Origin of the sequence: Pseudoalteromonas rhizosphaerae (assembly GCF_028885455.1) — a bacterium.
GTDB classification, from domain to species: Bacteria; Pseudomonadota; Gammaproteobacteria; order Enterobacterales; family Alteromonadaceae; genus Pseudoalteromonas; species Pseudoalteromonas rhizosphaerae.
This window is the reverse complement of the sequence record NZ_CP118496.1, coordinates 2,953,088-2,973,837: the sequence shown is the minus strand read 5'-3', so window position 1 is coordinate 2,973,837 and position 20,750 is coordinate 2,953,088. Positions and strand designations below refer to the sequence as shown.

At 40.4% G+C, this 20,750-nt stretch carries 17 protein-coding genes and 1 riboswitch; of the genes, 9 read left to right on the top strand and 8 right to left on the bottom strand.

The features are described from left to right. Positions 1-178 precede the first annotated feature (178 nt). Positions 179-904, top strand: coding sequence for a TIGR02391 family protein (locus PVK79_RS12770; protein WP_257325769.1), 726 nt, complete (start codon positions 179-181; stop codon positions 902-904). 112 nt (positions 905-1,016) lie between these two features. Here PVK79_RS12770 and PVK79_RS12765 read toward each other — a convergent pair whose 3' ends face one another. The 3 genes from PVK79_RS12765 to PVK79_RS12755 form a co-directional block, all read right to left on the bottom strand. Continuing rightward, complete coding sequence (locus PVK79_RS12765) at positions 1,017-1,496, bottom strand: zinc-ribbon domain-containing protein (RefSeq protein WP_257325768.1); 480 nt, start codon at positions 1,494-1,496, stop codon at positions 1,017-1,019. A 5-nt stretch (positions 1,497-1,501) separates the two neighbouring features. Next, positions 1,502-1,933 carry a biotin/lipoyl-containing protein gene (locus tag PVK79_RS12760; RefSeq protein WP_182758643.1) on the bottom strand — a complete coding sequence of 144 codons (432 nt, stop codon included), beginning with the start codon at positions 1,931-1,933 and terminating at the stop codon, positions 1,502-1,504. Between the two features lie 134 nt (positions 1,934-2,067). Further along, on the bottom strand, positions 2,068-3,390 hold the full coding sequence (locus PVK79_RS12755; RefSeq protein ID WP_257325767.1) for a sodium-dependent transporter: 1,323 nt from the start codon (positions 3,388-3,390) through the stop codon (positions 2,068-2,070). Between the two features lie 153 nt (positions 3,391-3,543). Between PVK79_RS12755 and PVK79_RS12750 the strand changes: the two genes are divergently transcribed. Next, complete coding sequence (locus PVK79_RS12750) at positions 3,544-4,287, top strand: 4'-phosphopantetheinyl transferase family protein (protein WP_182778481.1); 744 nt, start codon at positions 3,544-3,546, stop codon at positions 4,285-4,287. Here the strand turns inward: PVK79_RS12750 and lysC are convergent. Together lysC and nhaD are read right to left on the bottom strand one after the other, a co-directional pair. Beyond that, the gene (gene lysC, locus PVK79_RS12745) at positions 4,264-5,667 is read right to left on the bottom strand and encodes a lysine-sensitive aspartokinase 3 (RefSeq protein WP_149982695.1); all 1,404 of its coding nucleotides are present in this window, start codon (positions 5,665-5,667) and stop codon (positions 4,264-4,266) included. The two genes, PVK79_RS12750 and lysC, sit on opposite strands and share 24 nt — an antisense overlap. Positions 5,668-5,744: 77 nt before the next feature. Continuing rightward, a riboswitch (Lysine riboswitch) is annotated at positions 5,745-5,916 on the bottom strand. 114 nt (positions 5,917-6,030) lie between these two features. After that, entirely contained in the window at positions 6,031-7,278 is a 1,248-nt protein-coding gene (gene nhaD / locus PVK79_RS12740) for a sodium:proton antiporter NhaD (RefSeq protein ID WP_145242276.1), read from the bottom strand. 178 nt (positions 7,279-7,456) lie between these two features. Here nhaD and PVK79_RS12735 point away from each other — a divergent pair, with 178 nt between their 5' ends. From PVK79_RS12735 to PVK79_RS12720, 4 genes are all read left to right on the top strand, one after another. Continuing rightward, positions 7,457-8,737, top strand: a complete 1,281-nt coding sequence (locus PVK79_RS12735; RefSeq protein WP_182734337.1) for a hypothetical protein — start codon at positions 7,457-7,459, stop codon at positions 8,735-8,737. 5 nt (positions 8,738-8,742) lie between these two features. After that, positions 8,743-9,288, top strand: coding sequence for a condensin complex protein MksE (locus PVK79_RS12730; protein ID WP_149982697.1), 546 nt, complete (start codon positions 8,743-8,745; stop codon positions 9,286-9,288). Continuing rightward, the gene (locus PVK79_RS12725; protein ID WP_182760613.1) at positions 9,288-12,065 is read left to right on the top strand and encodes a coiled-coil domain-containing protein; all 2,778 of its coding nucleotides are present in this window, start codon (positions 9,288-9,290) and stop codon (positions 12,063-12,065) included. The genes PVK79_RS12730 and PVK79_RS12725 overlap by 1 nt, the downstream gene beginning before the upstream one ends. Before the next feature lie 169 nt (positions 12,066-12,234). Continuing rightward, positions 12,235-12,780, top strand: coding sequence for a DUF4136 domain-containing protein (locus PVK79_RS12720; protein WP_145242267.1), 546 nt, complete (start codon positions 12,235-12,237; stop codon positions 12,778-12,780). Between the two features lie 55 nt (positions 12,781-12,835). Here PVK79_RS12720 and PVK79_RS12715 read toward each other — a convergent pair whose 3' ends face one another. Together PVK79_RS12715 and PVK79_RS12710 are read right to left on the bottom strand one after the other, a co-directional pair. Then, positions 12,836-13,216 carry an SMI1/KNR4 family protein gene (locus PVK79_RS12715; RefSeq protein WP_257325763.1) on the bottom strand — a complete coding sequence of 127 codons (381 nt, stop codon included), beginning with the start codon at positions 13,214-13,216 and terminating at the stop codon, positions 12,836-12,838. A gap of 77 nt (positions 13,217-13,293) precedes the next feature. Then, entirely contained in the window at positions 13,294-13,806 is a 513-nt protein-coding gene (locus PVK79_RS12710; protein ID WP_182785017.1) for a peptide-methionine (S)-S-oxide reductase, read from the bottom strand. A gap of 203 nt (positions 13,807-14,009) precedes the next feature. On the opposite strand from PVK79_RS12710, the gene PVK79_RS12705 reads away from it, so the two are divergent. Beyond that, entirely contained in the window at positions 14,010-15,866 is a 1,857-nt protein-coding gene (locus tag PVK79_RS12705; protein WP_257325761.1) for a TonB-dependent receptor domain-containing protein, read from the top strand. A 44-nt stretch (positions 15,867-15,910) separates the two neighbouring features. Here PVK79_RS12705 and PVK79_RS12700 read toward each other — a convergent pair whose 3' ends face one another. Continuing rightward, on the bottom strand, positions 15,911-16,174 hold the full coding sequence (locus PVK79_RS12700; RefSeq protein WP_145242261.1) for a YkgJ family cysteine cluster protein: 264 nt from the start codon (positions 16,172-16,174) through the stop codon (positions 15,911-15,913). Between the two features lie 126 nt (positions 16,175-16,300). Here PVK79_RS12700 and PVK79_RS12695 point away from each other — a divergent pair, with 126 nt between their 5' ends. Continuing rightward, on the top strand, positions 16,301-17,473 hold the full coding sequence (locus PVK79_RS12695; protein ID WP_145242259.1) for an efflux RND transporter periplasmic adaptor subunit: 1,173 nt from the start codon (positions 16,301-16,303) through the stop codon (positions 17,471-17,473). A gap of 3 nt (positions 17,474-17,476) precedes the next feature. After that, positions 17,477-20,656 (top strand): efflux RND transporter permease subunit, encoded by a 3,180-nt coding sequence (locus tag PVK79_RS12690; RefSeq protein ID WP_257325760.1) that lies wholly within the window; start codon positions 17,477-17,479, stop codon positions 20,654-20,656. Positions 20,657-20,750 lie beyond the last annotated feature (94 nt).

Here is a 20,750-nt window from a genome sequence, read left to right as displayed (position 1 = left end):
ATTAACAATGGACTATTGTCGCTGCGCTCAATATTTTAGCCCATTATTAATCGCCGCTTAGGCAGGCGTTGAGGCTGTAGAATTACTCTTTTTTAAGAAAAACAGCTCGTTTTTTAAATGAATTTGGGTGTTGGAGTTATTCTACAGCCTCGTTATACCTTTAGGGAAAATTTACTATATGAATTATAGATTGGTTGCTATCGAGGTGGGGGATTTACTAAAGTATGACACTTCGGTAAATCAAATTAACCGTATTGGCCAAGCGATTCTAGGGATTAAGCAAGAGTCTTTTGTGAATGATTCTATTACCTCTTTAAGAGCGCGGACAGTGCATGATTGGATTCTGTCTTTAGCCAAAAATAAAATGGAATCAACGAAAAGAACTGCACTACTAATATCATTTTGCCGTCAAATTTGTCCTGATGAGCATATTGAGGCATTGGAAAAAATATTAGAGAATGCAGGGTTAAATTCTTCAGCTATTAATAAAGAATTACTCTCGGAATTTATGTCTCGCTCATATCACCCAGAGATTATAAAACACGCAAAAAAGTTATTCCTTCAAGGGCATTATTTTCATGCTATTTTTGAAGCTTGTAAGGTTTATAATAAATTGGTTCAAAGTAAGTCTGTTTCTCCTAAAGATGGCCAAGCATTAATGCTCGATGTTTGGGGGGCTGATAACGGTGTACTAAAAATAACACCATGCCAAACTGAAACAGATAAAAACACTCAGAATGGCATAAAGTTTCTATCCGCAGGTTTAATGCAGGCAATACGTAATCCTACTGCTCATGAGCCTGCAATTGACTGGCCTATAAATAAACAAGACTGTCTCGATTTACTTGGGTTTGTGTCTTATTTATTTAGACAACTTGATAGCTCAGTGTACGTAAAGGTATAACAAGGCGTTACCACCTTCCGCTTCACATCTGTGACAGGTCAGACTTGATTGAGTCCTATTAATCGAATCTGACAAACAAGCTTATACATATAAGTATCTTAAACACTGGCACTTACATTTTACGGATAGCATTTATTTTATTAATCTTTTTGATCACTCCTGACTCAAAAAGTTGCTGCGCGCTGGACTTGAGCAATTGAGTTTCCTCAAGCGTTATATGCTCTTTAATGATTAAGTTTGCATAGATAATTTGCAACTGGTTTATTGCACGGCTTTTCTTTCTGCATTCAAAGCACTTGATCGCATGTGCATCAATCCAAAACTTTAATTCTTCAAACCAATATTGCTGCTCTTTAGCAAAAAATATAAACGCTCTATGGCAATCTACACATTGCTCTTCTATATCAACATAGAGTTGCCTTGGATATACACAGTAACTTTGTTTTTCAATTGCTGCGGGGGTCGCCGTCTCAGGAAAGTAACGCAAACTTGCATATCGCCAATGGGCATTATCGATTTCTTGCTTTGTATAACTATTACCAGAGAGGATTGGCTCGCTGCCATATTTTGGGTGGTTTACATAATTGGTCATTTTAGCTATTTACCCAGCACAATGAGGGTTCCTAAAACACCTGCAGCCACACCGATAATAAAACCAATTACCCAGCAGATAGTATTTAGTTTACTAAATAATGCAGAAGCAATAGCGTCTTCTTCTGCTGAGCCGCTTACTGACAGTTTACTGTCATGGGTTTGGTCTACTGTTGGTCGTGCTGGCAGTTCGCTGTCTGCAAGCTGCTGCAAAGTCATTACAACCTGTTCAGGATTAACATGGTCGCCATTTGCAATCGTTATATTCTCAATAATGCCACTGCAGTCGGCCATTATTTCTAAAACAACCTTTTCAGTTTCAACATCAAATAACACATCACCGGCATAAACGAGTTGGCCTTCACTAACATAAAGTTTAGCGATATCTGCTGTGTGTATTGAGTCTGGAAGCGTAGGGACTTTAACATCTATGTTCATAATTCCTCCTTGGATATAATACCAATCGACTTAAATATTTAACCATTCTAGCGAGCTAAATGGTCAGTAACTTAAAACGATTGGTATAACACTATGTATTAACAATTAAAACTAAAAAACTGACCGCTAAATTATCAACCAAACGCGACATTAGCGAACACGGCGGTCATCAGTATCGGACACGCATAACGTATGTACTGAGCAAACCAATAACGCATGCCACTTGCAGCCTCATTTAATTGATTACCACGGCGCCACAACCACCCTACAGTGATAAAGTAAAATAAGCCCATAAGCGGTAATTGATACTGAGTCAGTACCATGATCACTAAACCAAATAGCCAATCAAAATTGAAAATAATCAACGATGACGCGGCTAAAACCGTTAAGCTCACTAAAAACGTCGCTTTTTTACGCTCTACTTGATGGTTTTCAACTAAAAAAGCAACTGGAATTTCAGTTGATGAAATAGTCGATGTGAGTGATGCAATCGACATAAGTACAAAAAACAGTAAACCAACCAATAAGCCAATTTCGCCCATAGTATTAAATAACTGCGGTAGAATTGCGAAAATTAGTTGCCCTTCTCCCACTAATTTTCCATCACTAAATACTTGCACGCCATTGTGCTGCGCCACGTAAATTGCAGGAATAATTAATAAACCAGCTAAAAAGGCAACCCCTGTATCAAGTAACGCTACCGACGCGGTTAACCGCGGCAAATTAGCATCAGGCTGCAAGTACGAGCCATAAATCATCATACAACCGACACCCAGTGACAGCGAAAAGAACGCCTGCCCCATTGCCGCAATAATTAAACCTGGGTCGAGTATTTGGCTAAAGTCTGGCACTAAATACGCAGCAAAGCCTTCACTTGCGCCATCAAGCGTGGCTATATAAGCAATTAGCACAACGAGTAACACTAATAGCATCGGCATTAACCGTCGCGACCATGTTTCTATGCCAGATTTAACACCTTTGAGAATAATACTCGCAGTGAGGATCAGCATCAGTGGTGTAAATACAAAATTACGCGCCATCGAATCCGTGTGTAAAAACGTACTGACGGTGGTAAATCCAAAAAAGCTAGCAATGGGTTCAAGGGCATAAGCAAGCATCCAACCTGCAACAATTGAGTAAAAGCTCAGCATCACAATCGCACCGGCTAAACCTAAATAACCAGCAGCAGCGCCTACTTGCGGTGCTTGCTCTTGCCATGCTTGTCTAAGTGCTTTAACCGGATTAGCTTGCGCTTTATGACCTAAGTACAACTCAGTGTATAAAGCTGGCAAGGCTAAAAAAAAGATAACTATAAAATAGACTAGTAAAAACGCGCCGCCGCCATGATTTGCCGCTTGCGTGGGAAATCCCCAAATATTACCTAATCCAACTGCAGCGCCAGAAGCTGCTAAAACAAAGCCAAGGCGGCTTTGAAAACCATCACGCAATTGTGCCATACATCTACAAATCTGTTATTATTTTTCATTATTGTGAATTAAACCATATTTAACTCTCACAGAGTAATAAATTTGCCTTGGCTTAATTAACCAGCGCACAACCGCACAAAATATAAACATGTTTGTTCTTTTATCACTTTAATTGTGGATTTTATGCCTGCGTTATTTTTTCAACAGCAACTCGTTATCACCAAACACAGCGTGCAGCCGTTCAATGCGAATACTATTTTATTATTTGACGCCCAGCAGTTAAATGTTGATGAATTTGATTTAAACGCACTATTAAGCCCATTTGAACTGACGGTTATCACCCGTAGAAAAAGTTACAAAGCCAAGCAAGAATATTTAGCCACTCGGCTACTGCTTAAGTATTTGGTAAAGCAAACGATGCCACAATTTCGTGAGCTAGCAAATAACCATATTAGCTCTGAATTTGACCAGCAAAGCAGTAAATTACTGCTACATATAACTGACAGTGACACTGTATTGCGTAGTTGTTTATCCCACTCTAATGGTTTTGTGGGTGCTGCATTAAATGTAGAACGAATTGAATTTGGTTTTGATATTGAAAAAATAAACCTGAAGCGTCCATTTGCAAAGCTCGCTAAGCATTTTTATCATCTTGATGAGGTAAATTTAATAACGCAAGATCAGCAAAGTGCAGAACGATTTTTTAGAATATGGACCTTAAAAGAAGCACTTGCCAAAGCCACCAGCCAACCAATTGCAAAATTACTCAGCCCCAATGTATTTACTGAACTTGAGCGAGCAAATTTAACAGCGCTGAGTTGTCAATATCATGAGTTTGATATCAGTGTGGTAAGTGACAAGAGCACTGACTGGCAGTGCTCTGTGGTAAATTCAACCGCCCAATTACGCGGCGTTTTGAACTTCTAATAAACGGCTGTGGATCGCTTGCACAACAAAGTCTGACTCGCTCTGCTCCACTAAAAAGCACAGGTTATGTTTACTTGCGCCATGACAAATTAAGCGAATATTAAAATCGCTTAATACATTCATTAAGTTAATTTCTTGCTGACGTAATTGAATTTGTGAACCAATTAATGCCACTAAGGTTAAGTTGTTCTCAACCGACACGTGGCAAAACTCCGCTAACTTATCAAGGCATTCTTGATCAAGCTCAGGACGCGAGGCATTTGGCGCATTATCTAAAGTAATAGCAACACTTATCTCTGAGGTAGTTACCAAATCAACCGAGATATTAAACTCACTTAAAATTGTAAACACGTGAGCTAAAAAGCCACTAGCCAAAAGCATTTCGGGGCTTTTTAAGGTTAACAATATTTGATTTTTACGCTGCGTGACAGCACGAATTCCGGGGATTTGTGATTTCTCACGTTCGATCCAGGTACCACCACGTTCAGGCTCACGGCTAGAACCAACAAACACACTAATATGGCTGCGGCTCGCAGGTAAGATAGTTGCCGGATGTAATACTTTCGCCCCAAAGGTAGCCATTTCGGCCGCTTCATCAAAACTTAAACGCGCAATCGGCGTAGCCTTAGCACATAAGCGCGGATCGGTGCTAAAAATGCCCACTACATCAGTCCAAATGTGCACGCTTTTAGCGTTTATAGCTTCGGCCAGTAATGCCGCACTGTAATCTGAACCACCACGACCAAGTGTGGTAGTTTGACCATGCGCGTCACTGCCTATAAAGCCTTGAGTTACAATAACCTGTTCAGCTAATAACGGAATTAAATGCTCTTTTGCGGCCATTGCTGTTGCAGCTACATCTGGGGTTGCTTTAGAAAATTGGCTGTCGGTTTTTAATACCTGTCGCACATCAAAACGCACCGCATTTAAGCCATTTAAACGCAGTACCTGAGTAAATAAATAGGATGATAAACGCTCACCAAAGCTCAATAACTCATCATGTTGTTGCTTTGATTTTAGTGGCTCACTGGCAAGTGACTTAAAAGCTTTAATGGTTTCATCAAAGCCATGAGCTAAATCAGCATCCAATGACAGCTCATTTAAAATAGCTTCTTGAATAGCAATAACGCCAGCAATGTTCTCATTGCGCTCATCTGCTGATAAATCTTTTTTACATAAGGTCACAAGGTGATTAGTCACTCCTGCGCTGGCACTGACGGCCACTACTCGTACGTTGTTATCGGCTACAATAATTTCACTGCAACGGCTCATCGCTTCAAAGTTAGCCACACTGGTGCCACCGAACTTTGCGACTACGTAGTCTGATTTTTGATTTTGTGCTGACTGTTGCAAGTTAGTTGCAGCTAATTGGGTATTCATGTCGTCTCCTTTTGTGGCATTCATACCACGATAAAACAAGAAGAACTTGGCAAGGGGGTGCTCGATAAGAAAAGTCCACTGCCAGAAGCTCTCCACCTAATTGGTGACAGTTTTGAGGATTCAGCCCCATAAACCGAAAAACCACTGTGACGTCCAGTTGCTTTCCTCGGCGAGTACTTCCCTCCTTAATGATTACAGGCATACGTCGCCTAACATTAAGTACCTAAGTACCGCACCTCTTCTGAATGTTAGATTAATTACGTAAATTATTAGCAATTAAATAACAAAACCCGCTATTAAGCGGGCTTTGAAAGTTATCGTTTAGACGTCTAGCTGTCAAGTTGTTTTAAATAATAAAAGCAATTAAATAAAACTACCTGCTAAATACGATCCCATATAACCAATTGTATAAGCGATTAATAAATACACCGACATACGTAAATAACTCATGAAGGTAAGCGCTTTTACTTTACTCATAGCGATAATACCGGCAGCCGAGCCAATAATAAGCATGGACCCCCCCACCCCAGTTGCATACGTAAACGACAACCATTGTTGTGGACTCATCACTATTTCAGCTTTAAGTAATGCAGCCGTTAGCGGTACGTTGTCAACCGCAGCTGATAATATACCCATTAAATAATTAGCGTATTGTGCTGGCATTAACTCGTAAAGATGAGTGAACTTACTGAGCATACCGACTTCTTTCAGGGCGCCTACAAGTAATAATACGCCAACGAAGAACAGCAAGGTGTCGTATTCTATTTCGCGAATATAATCGATGATTTTTTTATTCACATCTTTTTTGCGCATTAAAAATTGCGCTACTAAAAACATCAACGACAAACCAAATAAGAAAGTTAACAAAGGCGGCACATGATAAAGCACGCTTAACGTTAATGTCCCGACAATCGTTGATAAGAAAATCACTGCAATAGTGATATCTGTTTTCTCAATGCGACGGTCCTCTTGTTTGGTAAACTCAACTTGGCCGTTGAGTCCAAATGACAGCATAATGGCCAATAGCGCCACGCTAAATAACGCAGGCACAACCAACAATAGCAAGTGACCAATGGTAACTTTGTCATCAAGGAAAATCATCAAGGTAGTAACATCACCGGTAATTAACGACACTCCGCCCGAGTTCACACTAAAGATGATAAGCGTAGCGTATTTAATTAGCTTTTTCGGATCGAGTTTTAACGACATCACCACCGCAAGGGAAATTAATGTGGCTGTGATATTGTCTGAAATCGACGAAAATAAGAAGGAGAACCCGCCAATCAAAAACATCAGTTTGCGTTCGCTAATAGCACTGGGCATTATCTTATGCACAATATTTTGGATAAAACCTTTGGAGTTCAAATAGGCTACAAAGGTCATTGCAGCCATTAAAAACAACCAGAGTGTGGCAATCTCTAAAATATTGTGGTCAAGTTGATGTTGTACGTTTTCGGGGCTTTGCCCGTGAAGCGGCGAGATAAATAAGATAATCCAGCATAAAGTACCAAAGAAAAGCGTGGTTTTGGCCTTGTTTACATGGATAATATCCTCTATAACGATGAGCACGAATGCTAGCGTTATCAGGGTTAGGATAATTGCAGTTACCATGGTGTTTGAACAACCTTTATAAAAATGTAAAAATTGTATGTTATGAGCCGCAGGACGACACGGCGCGCAGTCTAGCACCAAAGAATGTGTAAAACTATTGTCAATTTGCTTTTCTACGACTAATCGCTGAGGCCTAACAAGCCGGCTTTACAAGATAAATTAGGATTTTTGGAGTTTTATGATCCCAGCTAAAAAGTTGCTAAATACCCTAACAGAGCACTGGGGAATGTTAGAGCTGCTATTTAAACGTTTTAAAATGGCTGATTTCAGCCTAAAAGACGTGCAAAATGCGATCAAACAAAAACAACCTACGTGGTCAAATGAGCGCATTTACAAAGAAACCAACCGCCTTTTAAACCAAGATATTATTATTCCCTTGGCTAAATCGTCACAACTTGAAATTAACCGTGCAATTGCAGATTTTGCCACTTTTTTATTGCAGGAGGAACATTTAGGCTTGGCGCAAGAAATTAGCGTGCTGGTTGAAGATTTAGCTCGTTTGGGTAACCGTTTAGACAATGCCGGTAGTATTGAAGACTACGACGAGATGCGCCGTTTTAGCCGCATTATGGATGATCGGGTGCGTAAAATAATGAAACTATTTGCCCACAACGAAAATGCCATTTTAAATATTGTAGAACAAGCAAAAGCTAATAATGCGGTGCAATCATTACAAAAGCGTTATCAAGCGGTGATTGAAGCATTTGATGAATACATTGAACCAATGCTTGAAATGGTTGATATTCGTGGCGATTTTCATGCTTGTTTTAATACCATCGAAACACAAATCAGTACGCAAATTGAATATATTGAACGCAGCGGTAAAGCTTATCAAGATAAACGCATGCTTGAACGATTACGTACCCGAATTTTAGAAATGCATTTAGTTGGTCGCGAAAGCCTGCGTAAAAGTGCCGATATGCTAATGCCACTGCGTGAAGAGTTGCGCCGTAATAATATGATCACTCGTCAAGCAGCTAAAGTACTTGGTTTAGTACGTAAAAATGGCGTTGATAATATGCTCAGCGCCGTACAACCACATTTTGTCTCTGACACGCAGCGATTCTCATTGGGGCAACAGCGCCATATGGTCGCTTATATGGCTGCACTTGTTGAGTTTGAACACAGTGAATACGAACTTCCTGATCAACAAGATGTGCCTGCTTTTGTTACGCCAAATATTCCAGATTACAATAATGTTAAAGCAAACTTTAAAAAACGCTTCAATGCTAAACGTAAAAAGCCACAACCATTATTGACCTTTTTAGAGCAAAGCTACCCAGACCTTGAAGCCGACGAAATGCTGTTTTTATATCAAAAGCTGGTAAGTGACACCGATATTGAAATCAATCAAAGTGATGAAAAAATGCGCGTAAAAATTGCCGGGCAACATTTTTCTCTTTTCCCTTTTAATTCTAAGCCTGTTGACCCTCAGCAAACACCAACAGTGGATGAGTAACCGTTATGACACAGATAAATTTAGATGAACTTAGTCATCTACAAGCAATTAATAAAAAATTAGTCACCGGCTATCACATTAGCGAACAAGACACCGTAATGTGGCAAGAGCTTGATCAACAAATTGATCATTACCGCGCATTATTCAGCGCCCTTGGCCACGATTTACAACATGACAGCCGTGGTTTTTATTACTTTGCCAGTGATGAAAGTACACCCAATATGGGGAAAATTTCCCGCGCGATTGCCTTAACCATTTATATCTTAATTGAGCACTATGCAAACTCAGGTAAAGACCCAATGCGTGCCTTATTTGATGAAGTGAATGATTTAGAACTGATGCAAACTTTAGTGCAAATGAACAAGCACTTATTTGATCAACTCGAAATTTTTTCAGGATCAGACCTACGTAAAGACGTGTACTTACGCATGATACGACTTGGCCTTGCCCGTGAAGTAGAAGGCGGCTTTATGCTGCAAGCACCTATCTACCGTTATATTGATGCCTTAATGGAAGTAAACGAAGAAACCTATATTGGAGAGGACGAATAATGAAAAACCTATACGGCCTCAGTAAGCTGGCATTATTAAACACCGCCGGTTATGCCAAATGTGTGATCCCGCTTGATAAAAGCAGCTCAATTTGTGCACCAAATAATACCGGTAAAAGCTCGGTGATCAATGCTCTGCAATTTCCGCTTATTAATGATTTACGCCTAACAGAATGGGACGGTCATGATTTAGACGAAACCCGTAAATTTTATTTTTCGTCAGATCAATCCTATATTTTACTCGAAGCCGACCTACCCCATGGCCCGGTGGTGATTGGTGTAGCTGGGCTTGGTAAAATTGCCGGTTACGCACATCAGTTTTTTTGTTACCAAGGCAAGCTTGATCTTGAGCAGTATACTCAAGGTAAAACCATTATTAAGTTCACTAAGCTGTTTAATCATTTAAAAGAGCAAGGCTTTAACCCTATCGAGCTTAAAGCGCAAGAGCTCAACGCACTATTAACGGGTGGTGCCACGCCATTTGATGGCGACATTAACTTAAAGATGATCCCGCTTAACAACGTGCAAGATTCGGCAATTTATAAAGAAATTTTCCGCCGTATTTTGAACCTGCATAAATTAGGCGCTGCCGACGTAAAGCGCTTTATGTTACGCGTATTTGAACGCCACATGTCAAACTCAAAGGTCGATTTTTATGAAGTATGGCGTCGCTCCTTTGATAAAGTAAACCGCGCAAAACGTGAGCTAAAAGCACTCGAGTCGATGCAAGAGCCTATCAGCGCCCTTGAATCTATGCTTGAAAACCAAACCGTACTCAAAGGTAAATTAGCCGCATACGCCCCCAAAATTGACCAAGCATTAATCGATTTTGATAGCTACCAAGAGGCGCAATTGAGCGAGCTTAATGTTGCCCTTGAAGACATTGAACACGAAAAGCACGAGTTTGAACAAAAACAACAACTTTATGTACAACAATCGCGCGATATTGAACGCAGGCAAACACAAATAGAGCAATGGTTTTTAGACTTTGGTGCTCTAAAATCTGAATTTGAATTGGTTAACATGGCAACCTTAAAAGTAAGCCTTGGTCAATTAAAGCAAGATTACGAGTCACTATCGCATTCTATCAACAGTGCGCAAGGGCAAAGCCTGCATACTCTTGATTACCGTATTAGTGAAACACAAAAGCAGATCAAAAGCTTAAAGCTGCAGCTTAAAAATCTTGAGTTTAATTTATTTACCCGTATGCGCGAGGATTTATCACTTAAAGAAGTTGAAGAGATCTCGCGTATTCTAAACCCTGACATTCTGTCATTTGCCACCACCAGTAATGGTGATATAGATATCACTGACGAAGATGCCTTTGGTGCATTTTTAGAGCAATTATCAGATAACGTGAAAGGCGGCGTGCTCACCCTGCCAGGCGCGACCATCAAGCTGAAAAAACTCTCCCCGGTGCAGATGCAAAGCGGTGAAAATAAAGAGCAACTTACTGCGCAACTCAGCGCCCTTGAACAGTCACTCAATGAATTTAAGCAACAGCGTGATGTGGCCGCCAATGTGGCCGACAAACAAAAAGAAAAAGATGCCTTATACGATGAACTCATGGCAGCAGAAAGCGCACTTAAACGCTTTGAACAATTCCAGGTTATGCTGCAATCTATTGATGCACAAACACTCTTAAAAGAGCAATTATTGGCTGAACGCGAGCAAGTTGATAGCTACTTACAAGATATTCAAAATAACAGCGGTTCAATTAGTGATCGACGCTCGATTATTAAATCGAAAAAAGATTTAATTTCACGCCAAGCCGAGCGCCTACGCCAAGTGAAATCTGAACGAATTGACCACACGCTGGATTTATATAGCGGTAAAGTCACCCCGTATATGATTGATGTGCAAATTGATTTTGATAATCTCAGTGACTTAGTTCATCACTTTAATAAAGATTGCCAAGAGCTGCGTAATTTTGATATCAACGTTCGTAATACCTATTTGCATATTTACAATGCCGGTATTACCAAATTTGATAACGAAAATGACGAGTTTAGTAAATACCAGAAATTGATTGGCGCGTTCCATAATATTGATAACGAACGTGATGCGGTTGAACGCCAAGCCCGGGTTGCACTCACAGAAGTAGCCGCGACGATTAAGGGACTGCGTGAAGATTTAGACAGACTGCGCCGTGAAATGAACAGCTTCAATAAAGGCATTAGTCAGCATCGTATTTCAAACTTACAAGCATTTAAAATTAACGTGATACCACGCAAAATGTTGGTTGATAGTATTGATACCATCATCAGTACCTCAAATCAGTTTGAACAAGGTGATACGCTGGATTTACTCAGCCAAGAACCCTACAGTGAAAGTGCTGTCAACGAAGCAAAAGATCACTTAATTAAACTTGCCTCTGATAAAGCCGGTTTAACCCTTACTGACTTATTTGATATTCGCTTTGAAGTAGTAAACCGTGCAGGCGAAACCGAGCATTTTGAAAAAATTGATTCGGCTGGCTCAAACGGTACGCGTATCACCATAAAATTATTATGCGGCATGTTGTTTATCCGCTACTTATTAAGCGACCAAGAGCAAAACTTATACCGCATCCCGATTTATATTGATGAAGCGGCCGATATCGATCCGCAAAATCAAAAAGCAATTATAGAAACCGCCCTGAGTTTTGGCTTTGTGCCAATATTTGCATCGGTGAAACCACAAATTAGCTGTGATTATATTGTGCCAATTCGCTCCGTTAAAGACGGCGCCCAGAACTGGGTAGATGAAAAGGATTGGATAGAAGTAGAGCATGAATAAGACAATAGCCACGTTTGTGTAAATTAATGCATCATTCAGTCAAGGACGACTAGACTGATCAACATCTACTTTGTACACAAATTACAGGTAAAAAATAACATTTCCTTGAATTAATTCTATGTTATGTTATCAAACGAATAGTAATTAAATTTGCCAAGGAGCAAACTCCATGAAAAATATACTAATTGCAGCTGCTGTATTACTACTAGCAGCGTGTGCAAAAACGCCTGATATTGACTACGACAAATCTGTGGACTTTGGTAACTACAAAACATTTGCTTGGTTTCCACAAGCGACCTTGGCTGACGCTGGTAACTATCAAATCAGTCCATTGATGGAAAAACGTGTGCGTGAAGCGGTAAATGCACAATTACAAGCAAACGGTATGACACCTGCGGATGAAGCATCAGCAGATGTATTAATTAACTATCATGCCTCTGTTGATACTAAAGTTGACGTTGATACATTTAATGTAGGTTACGGTGCACGTTGGAACTACTGGGGCATGGGTTATAACACGCAAACAACAACCCATGAATATGATGTGGGCACTTTAGTGATTGATGTTGTTGACCGTGCCTCTAACCAGCTTGTTTGGCGTGGTGCTCGTGAAGGTCGCCTTCAGAAGAAACAAACACCTGAAGAGCGTAACAAAGCAGTACAAGAAGCCGTTGCAACAATTTTAAGTGGTTTTCCACCAGAAAAACTAAAATAACACTTTAAATTAGCATTCAAAAAAGCTCACTATTTAGTGAGCTTTTTTGTAAGTCTTATGCCTCTTCTAGCACATTCGCCACAAATTCTGTGAACGAATTGGCTATAGGACTAGTAAAGCTAGCATTGTATACATTGCTTGTATCGGGTCTAATATAAATAGTACCATCTATATCGTTTGAAAAGACCATAAGAAACCCATATCTAAAATGTTCAGTGTGCTTATTTTGTTCGTAAATATCTAAACGTTTTATCTCAGGGTTAATCCCATAAATAGGCTCATCAAATATTTCTGCATAATTTAAGTTTACCAGGTAATCAAAAAAATCTTTTGGTAAATCAATATTTAATCTTGCTTCTAGCTCATAAACTTTTTTTCTTGCTTGGCCTTGGCCAACTACACTAGAATGATCTTTCAACATTTCTACTAGATTCATAAGTCCTTCTTATAATTAATTATACATAGCATTTTTTATGAAAGTTAAACTATGCAGGTTTATTAAATTAGTAAATGCTAATCCGCCTTATATTTATGCAGTAAATCTAGCGGTATATGGCAGTAATCATCTGGATGATTAGTTAGTCGGTCTTGGTGTTCAGCATCACTGGGGACGTAATTTGTTAGCGGTTTAACCTGCACAGCTATTTTGTCGGCATCATCTCGTTGGCTGATATAATCGCTTGCTAACGTTAAGTGACTTTGCTCTTCACTATAAATAGCCGTGCGGTATTTTTCACCCACATCATCACCTTGCTTATTAATACTGTATGGGTCAATAATTTCAAAGAAATAATCAATTAGTTTATTAGGCGTGACAGCATCAGTATCAAAAATGACTTTGACACACTCTGCATAACCATCGTACTCACTTTGTGTATTATCACTTGTACCATTAGCCCGCCCTGCTTCTGTAATAACTACTCCGGGTAAGTGCTTCATAAACTCTTGCACGCCCCACAAACACCCTCCCGCAAAATAAATAGTTTGCTGGCGAGCATAAAAGTTAGCTGGTTGTTTTTCATTCATAGAGGGACCTAATATATTTAACAAGCAAAGACAGTGTAATGCTTTCATTTTAAGAATGATTATCAAATGCAGTTTTTTCGAATTAATGTACAATAGCGCCAAAAATCGTGACTGTTTAATTTTGCTATTTTATCACGCTATAAAAAAGTGTTAAGACTTTAATTTTTATCGCAATCGCACATAAAGAATATGAGAAAAACAACATGAACCGTACCTCGCACCTTATTATACCCGCAGTACTTGCCAGCATATCAAGTGTTGCTTATGCGGCAGATGACTCTGAAGAATCGACAACCATTGAGCAAATAACAATCGAGGCATCCCCTACAGCAAATACGTTACCAGTAGGTACCTTTGACTCACCTATATCAAATTTAGAGTATGACCCTCGTGTTGATTTGCAATCGCGTAACATGGCAGAAGCACAAGCTGATGTTACTATTCGTGGCGGTATCTTTGAAAACACCGGTTTTAGAGTCGGCAGTGCTACTTTACTCGATCCGCAATCAGGCCATTATTTTGCAGAAATTCCTATTGCACCACAAATGCTCACTGGCGCAAGTGTATTGACCGGTGCTGATAATGCACTTTACGGTGTAAATAGCTCAGTAGGTACTGTGTCGTTTGGTTGGAAGCCAATTACCACTGGTGGCAGTGTATCTGTAGGTGTCGGCACTAACGACTTTAATTTACAGAGTGTTCATGCTGGTAAAAGTATCCCTTTAGATACAATCGCCGATTGGCGCCTAGGTTTTGAAGGGGAATATTCTCATTCACAAAGCGATGGCTCAATTGATTTTGGCGATCATGATTTTAATCGCGCTACAGCTCGTGTGCAATTAACGAGTGCAGATTCACAAACTGATTTATTTTTTGGCTCACAAGAGAAATTTTTTGGCTGGCCGAACCTCTATACCCCATTTGGCGTGAATGAAACAGAAGACTTAGAAACGCAACTGTTAATGCTTAACCATAAACAAAGTTATGCAACAAACAGTGAGTTTGAAGTATCAGCTTATTATCGAAAAAATAACGACCATTATATTTACTCTCGTGAAAACCCAAGCGCGTTTCAAGCTTTTCACGAAACAGAAGTTAAATCATTCGCCATCTCTGGGCGACATGCTCAAAACGATGTGTTCTCACTAAACTACTCAGCACAATTTATTGAAGATTCCATTGAATCAACCACGCTTGAGAATAACTTTACTTCGCGTAACTATTATAAAATCAGTGTATTGCCAGAATACACTATGGCTCTTGAGAACAATCAGCAGCTAACAGTGCGTTTAGGCGCAGCCTTCGATGATACCAACCGCGATGACTCACAATTGTCGCTGATAGGTGATATCACATTCAATACAATTAATAGTAACGCCACTGAGCGGACATTTTATTTATCCTACGCTGAGGCCAGTCAAGTTGCAGGTTATACTGCTATTGGTGGCAATGACACTGGTGGATTGTTTAGAAGTAATTATAGCCTTGAGCGTGAAACCACCAAAAACTTAGAACTGGGTTTATTACTAGAACAACAAAGTTGGCAGCTTAATTCGGCTATTTTTTACCGCCAAGATAATAACTTAACTGACTGGACATTTAGCTTTGATTCAACCTCAGCGCGTTTTGCAGAACCGGTTGATATTGATACCGCTGGCCTTGAATTTTTAGCCACTAAGCAATTTGAAAATACTGAAATTATAGCCAGTTACACCTACCTCCATAAATCAGAAACCTATGGCTCGCCAGACGTCGATGCAAGCTTTTATGCCTTAAACTTCCCTGATCACCGTTTAACTCTTGGTGCTGTATGGAGCCCGACGGATATATTAGAGTTTCGGATTGATAATGAATGGCGTAAACAGCATAAAAATGCGCTGCGACGCTCTGATGATGAAGCCTTGTTTACTCAGCTGACGTTAAAAGTAACGCCACCGATACTGCAAAACTTCTTTATTACTTTAGCAGCAGATAACCTTTGGGATGAATCGTTTGAGGAAATTCCAGGCACACCTGGGCGCGGTGAGCAATACACACTAACTGCAACTTATAGCTGGTAAATAAAAAATATGTATAAAAACCGCATTTTTAAGATGCGGTTTTTTTATGTCATTTGTTCAAGCTCGGTAATTAATTGCAGCGCTTGCGCATTCGTTGTTCCACACACATCAATCGTCGCACTAAAATCACTGCATACTTTTGGCCGCCTTTCATCACCAAATAACTTACATAAATTGTTGTTATCTAACTGAATGCAGCGCTCTCCTGCTTTTTTGCCATTAGGCATCCCCGGAATCGGTGAGCTAATACTTGGTGCGATACAACAAGCCCCACACCCGAGTCGACACGCCATTGGTGATGTATTCATCTTTGCCCCTTTTGTAATCTATTTCGCTAATTTGTTAACTGTGTAATGACTTGTTACATCTTAATACGCCTTGTAAACACTTTATTCATTATAATTGCTGTGTCACCTAATTATGAGGAAAGCCCTGTGGCTACTAAAAAACAAATAATTCTACCTATTGCCGTATTAGTCGCCGGTGTAGGTCTTGCGGTTGCGTTTTCAGCAATGAAACAACCGCCAGAAGAAAAGCCAGCACAAGATACACGCCCTCTGGTATCAGTTAGCGCAGTTCACCTTGATGCAATTACGCTAGACGTAAAATCGTATGGTGTAGTAAAAGCAAAAGATCACACCCCACTGGTTGCGCAAGTAAGCGGTCAAGTGGTATTTGTCTCTGAGCAATTTGTGCAAGGTGGATTTGTCAAACAAGGCGATATTCTAGCACGAATAGATCCAAATGATTATGAAGCTGCGTTAATTGAAGCCCAAGCAGGCATGGCGCAAGCCAGCTCTGATCTAGAAATTGAGCGAGCGCAAGCTCATGTAGCACAGGCAGAGTGGGATCGAATAAAAGACGATTCAAATCAAATGATCCCATCTCAATTATATTTACGCAAACCACAATTAGCCGAAAAACTAGCGCGTTACCGTGCAGCACAGGCATCTGAAAAACGCGCAAAACGTAATTTAGAGCGCACATACATAAAAGCGCCTTATGATGCGATTATTTCTGAACGTGCAATTAGTTTAGGCAGCGTAGTTAATCCTGGAAGCCAATTTGGCGCTCTCAGTTCAACCTTAGTGGCTGAAATTCGCCTTCCTGTGGCAGATAAAGAATTACAATACCTAATCGATAGCGGTATCGGCGCGAATGTAACACTCAGTGCAGACTATGCTGGTAAGCCAACTACTTGGCAGGCAAAAATTGTCCGCAGCGAAGGTGTTATTGATCAAAAAAGTCGTATGAGCTATTTAGTGGCGCAAGTAAATACACCTTATGCCAGTGAGCAACCGCTGCGCTTTGGCTCTTATATCAATGCGACCATTTCTGGCCGCGAGCTTGATAATGCGATTATCGTTCCTCATCACTTAGTGAAAAACGGTAAAATAGTGGTAATGAATGATGATTTAACTCTTTCGTTCAAACCTCTTAATATTATTAGAGAGCAAAATGGCATGGTCATCGCTTCACAAGGCTTAAATGATGGTGAGCAATTGATCACCTCGGCTTTAGATTTCCCAACCGAAGGCATGCAAGTAAAGCTAAATGACTCTGATAAGCCTGCAGCTGCAACTCAACTTGCACTGAAAGAGGAATAGAGCATGACCATCCATAGCGAAAAAGGCTTAATTGCCTGGTTTGCTCGCAACCCTGTTGCAGCAAACCTATTAATGATTTTTATTTTAGTGGGTGGTATTTTAACCGCGTTTTCTATTCGCAAACAAATGTTCCCACAATTTGAAAATAACTGGATCAGCGTCCAAGCTGTCTACCCAGGTGCTGCCCCACAAGAAGTAGAAGAAGGCATCACCATCAAGGTAGAAGAAGCTCTCGAAGGCCTAGAGGGTATTAAACGGAAGATTACTTATTCAAACCGCGGTTATTCTCAAGCGTGGATCGAAATTGAAGAAAAATATGATACTAAAGAAGTGCTCGATGAAGTAAAAATGCAGGTTGATGCAATCAACACCTTCCCTGCAGACATGGAGCGTCCTATTGTGCGCCATGATAAGTTTGAGCAAGAAGTAATGATCCTCGCCTTATACGGTGACATGAGCAATTATCAGCTCAAAGAACTTGGCAACAATATCAAAGACGAACTGCAAGCACTGCCACAAATTAACTTAGTTGAATTTAATGGTGGCCTTGATTATGAAATTGGTATTGAAGTTAGCCCTGATAAACTTCGTGAGTATGGTTTAACTTTTAGAGACATTGCGAATGCAGTGCGTGCTTTTTCAGCCAATATGTCTGCAGGTCAGATTCGCTCTGAAAACGGCTATATTTCGATGCGGGTTGAAAAACAAGCTTACCGAGGTGATGAATTTGCCAAACTGCCATTGATATTACTACCTGATGGTGCACAAGTGTATTTAGGCGATGTAGCAACCATTAACGATGGCTTTGCAGAAGGCTTACAATACTCTAAATACAATGGTAAAAATTCCTTGTCGTTTGAAGTAAATGCCTCAAAAGATCAAGATATTACCAAAGTTGCAAAAGTTCTTAAGCAGTACCTTAATGATAAAGCAGGTCAACTTCCAGCGGGTGTTAAACTCACGCCGATTGTCGATTTAACCTACTACCTAGAGGGTCGATTAGACATGATGATCGACAACATGGTGTGGGGTGGTCTATTGGTTATGGTAGTACTTGCGCTATTTTTACCCCTACGCTTAGCATTTTGGGTGATGATGGGTTTACCTGTGTCATTCCTTGGCGCATTTTTAATGATGCCGATGGGCTTTTTAGATGTCACCATCAACTTAGCATCACTATTTGCCTTTATATTAGTGCTAGGTATTGTGGTTGATGACGCCATCGTCGTAGGTGAATCAGCCAGTGCTGAAATTGAAAAGCATGGCCACTCTCTTGATAACGTAGTACGTGGTGTTAAACGCGTCGCAATGCCTGCCACCTTCGGTGTCTTAACTACCATCGCCGCTTTTTTACCGCAAACTTTAGCAAGTGGCCCTGGTGCTGCGTTTTCAAAAGCCATTGGCGGGGTTATTATTCTGTGTTTGATTTTCTCTCTGATTGAATCAAAACTTATTTTACCAGCCCACATAGCAGCAATGAAACACCGAGAACCAAATCCGAAAAACCCATTACATCGCCTCCGTAAAGTGATGGATGGCGGTTTAAAACGGTTTGTTGATAACTATTACACGCCATTTATTGGCCATTGTATTCATTATCGTTATACCGTAATTATTGGTTTTATTTGTGTATTAATTGTCAGTGCTGGGATGTTTGCCGGTGGTTTAGTGAAGTTCGTAGCGAACCCTAAAATTCCTCATGACTTTCCACGTATTTCAGTTGAAATGAACTTAGCATCGTCTGAACAAGCAACCCTAGAAACTGCGCAAAAAATAGAGCAAGTTATTATCAATGTTGATAAACAACTTAAAGAGCAATATGGCACAGCTATGGTACGCGATCTTTCAGTTAGCTTACGCGGACGTACCAATGCCAGTATCATGGCAGTATTAATTGATCCTGAGTTACGCCCTATCGATACCTTTGCATTGAGCGCACTATGGCGTGAACAAATGCCTCCTTTACCGGGCGTGAAAACACTAACCATTCAAGACAGTATTATGAATGGTGGTCGAGACGACGGTGATGTGAGCTTCCGCCTAGAAGGAAAGGGTGCCAAACAACTAAAAGAAGTAGCAGCAAAACTTAAAGAAAAACTCAACACCATGGAAGGTGTGGGTGATGTAAATGACTCAATGCAAAGCGCTACAGATGAAGTACAGCTTGACTTAAAACCACTGGCGTACAGCATGGGTTTAACCCTTGCCGATGTTGCCTCACAAGTCAGCTTTAGTTACTACGGCCTTGAAGCACAGCGTATTCTACGTGACGGCGAAGAAGTGAAAGTAATGATACGCTATCCTGAAGAAGCTCGTAACTCGATCAGCGATATCGCCAGTGCTCGTATCATTACACCTAGTGGCGCAGAAGTACCTTTGGCTGAAATTGCCGATGTAAAACTGGTTGATGGTGTAAACCGTATTCGCCGCGAAAACTCAAAGCGTACTGTTAATGTATGGGCTGCGGTTGATACCGACCAAGTTGAACCTTTTGCCATTGCTGAAGAAATACGTGATGAGTACTTACCGGCACTACTGAAAAACTACCCAGGTGTACAAAGTAGTGTTGCTGGACGTATTCAAGAAGAAATGGATAGCGTTGCTGAGCAAGTGCGTGATTTTGCACTTTCAATGATGATTATCTTCGCGTTATTGGCAATCCCACTACGCTCATACTCACAACCATTGATTATTATGTCAGTGATCCCATTTGGGGTTATTGGTGCCATGTTTGGCCATATGATTTTAGGCATGACAATGAGTGGCTTATCAATTTTCGGGATCATTGCTGTAGCCGGTGTTGTTGTGAACGATTCATTAGTAATGGTGGACTTTGTTAATAAAGCACGTGCTGATGGCGTAGCAATAAAAGACGCAGTAATGCAAGCTGGTGCACGTCGTTTTAGAGCGATTATGCTCACCTCAATCACTACCTTTATTGGCGTGTTACCAATCATTATGGAAACCAGCTTACAAGCTAAAATTGTCATCCCAATGGCAGTATCACTGGCCTTTGGTGTGTTATTTGCCACGGTGATCACGCTGATCCTGATCCCATGTCAATATGTCGCACTAGAAGATGCTAAACGATTAATTCGTAAATGGCGTGGAAAAGAAGCGCTGGTAGATGGTGAATCAATTCATAGCAAAGTGAATACTATAATAAACCGCTCACCTTTATAAAATTTGATATCCCAACCAACTAGCCCGAGCTGTATACAGTTCGGGCTTTTTTATGCTTATAATAACAATGAAATATAATTTATTCACATAAAAT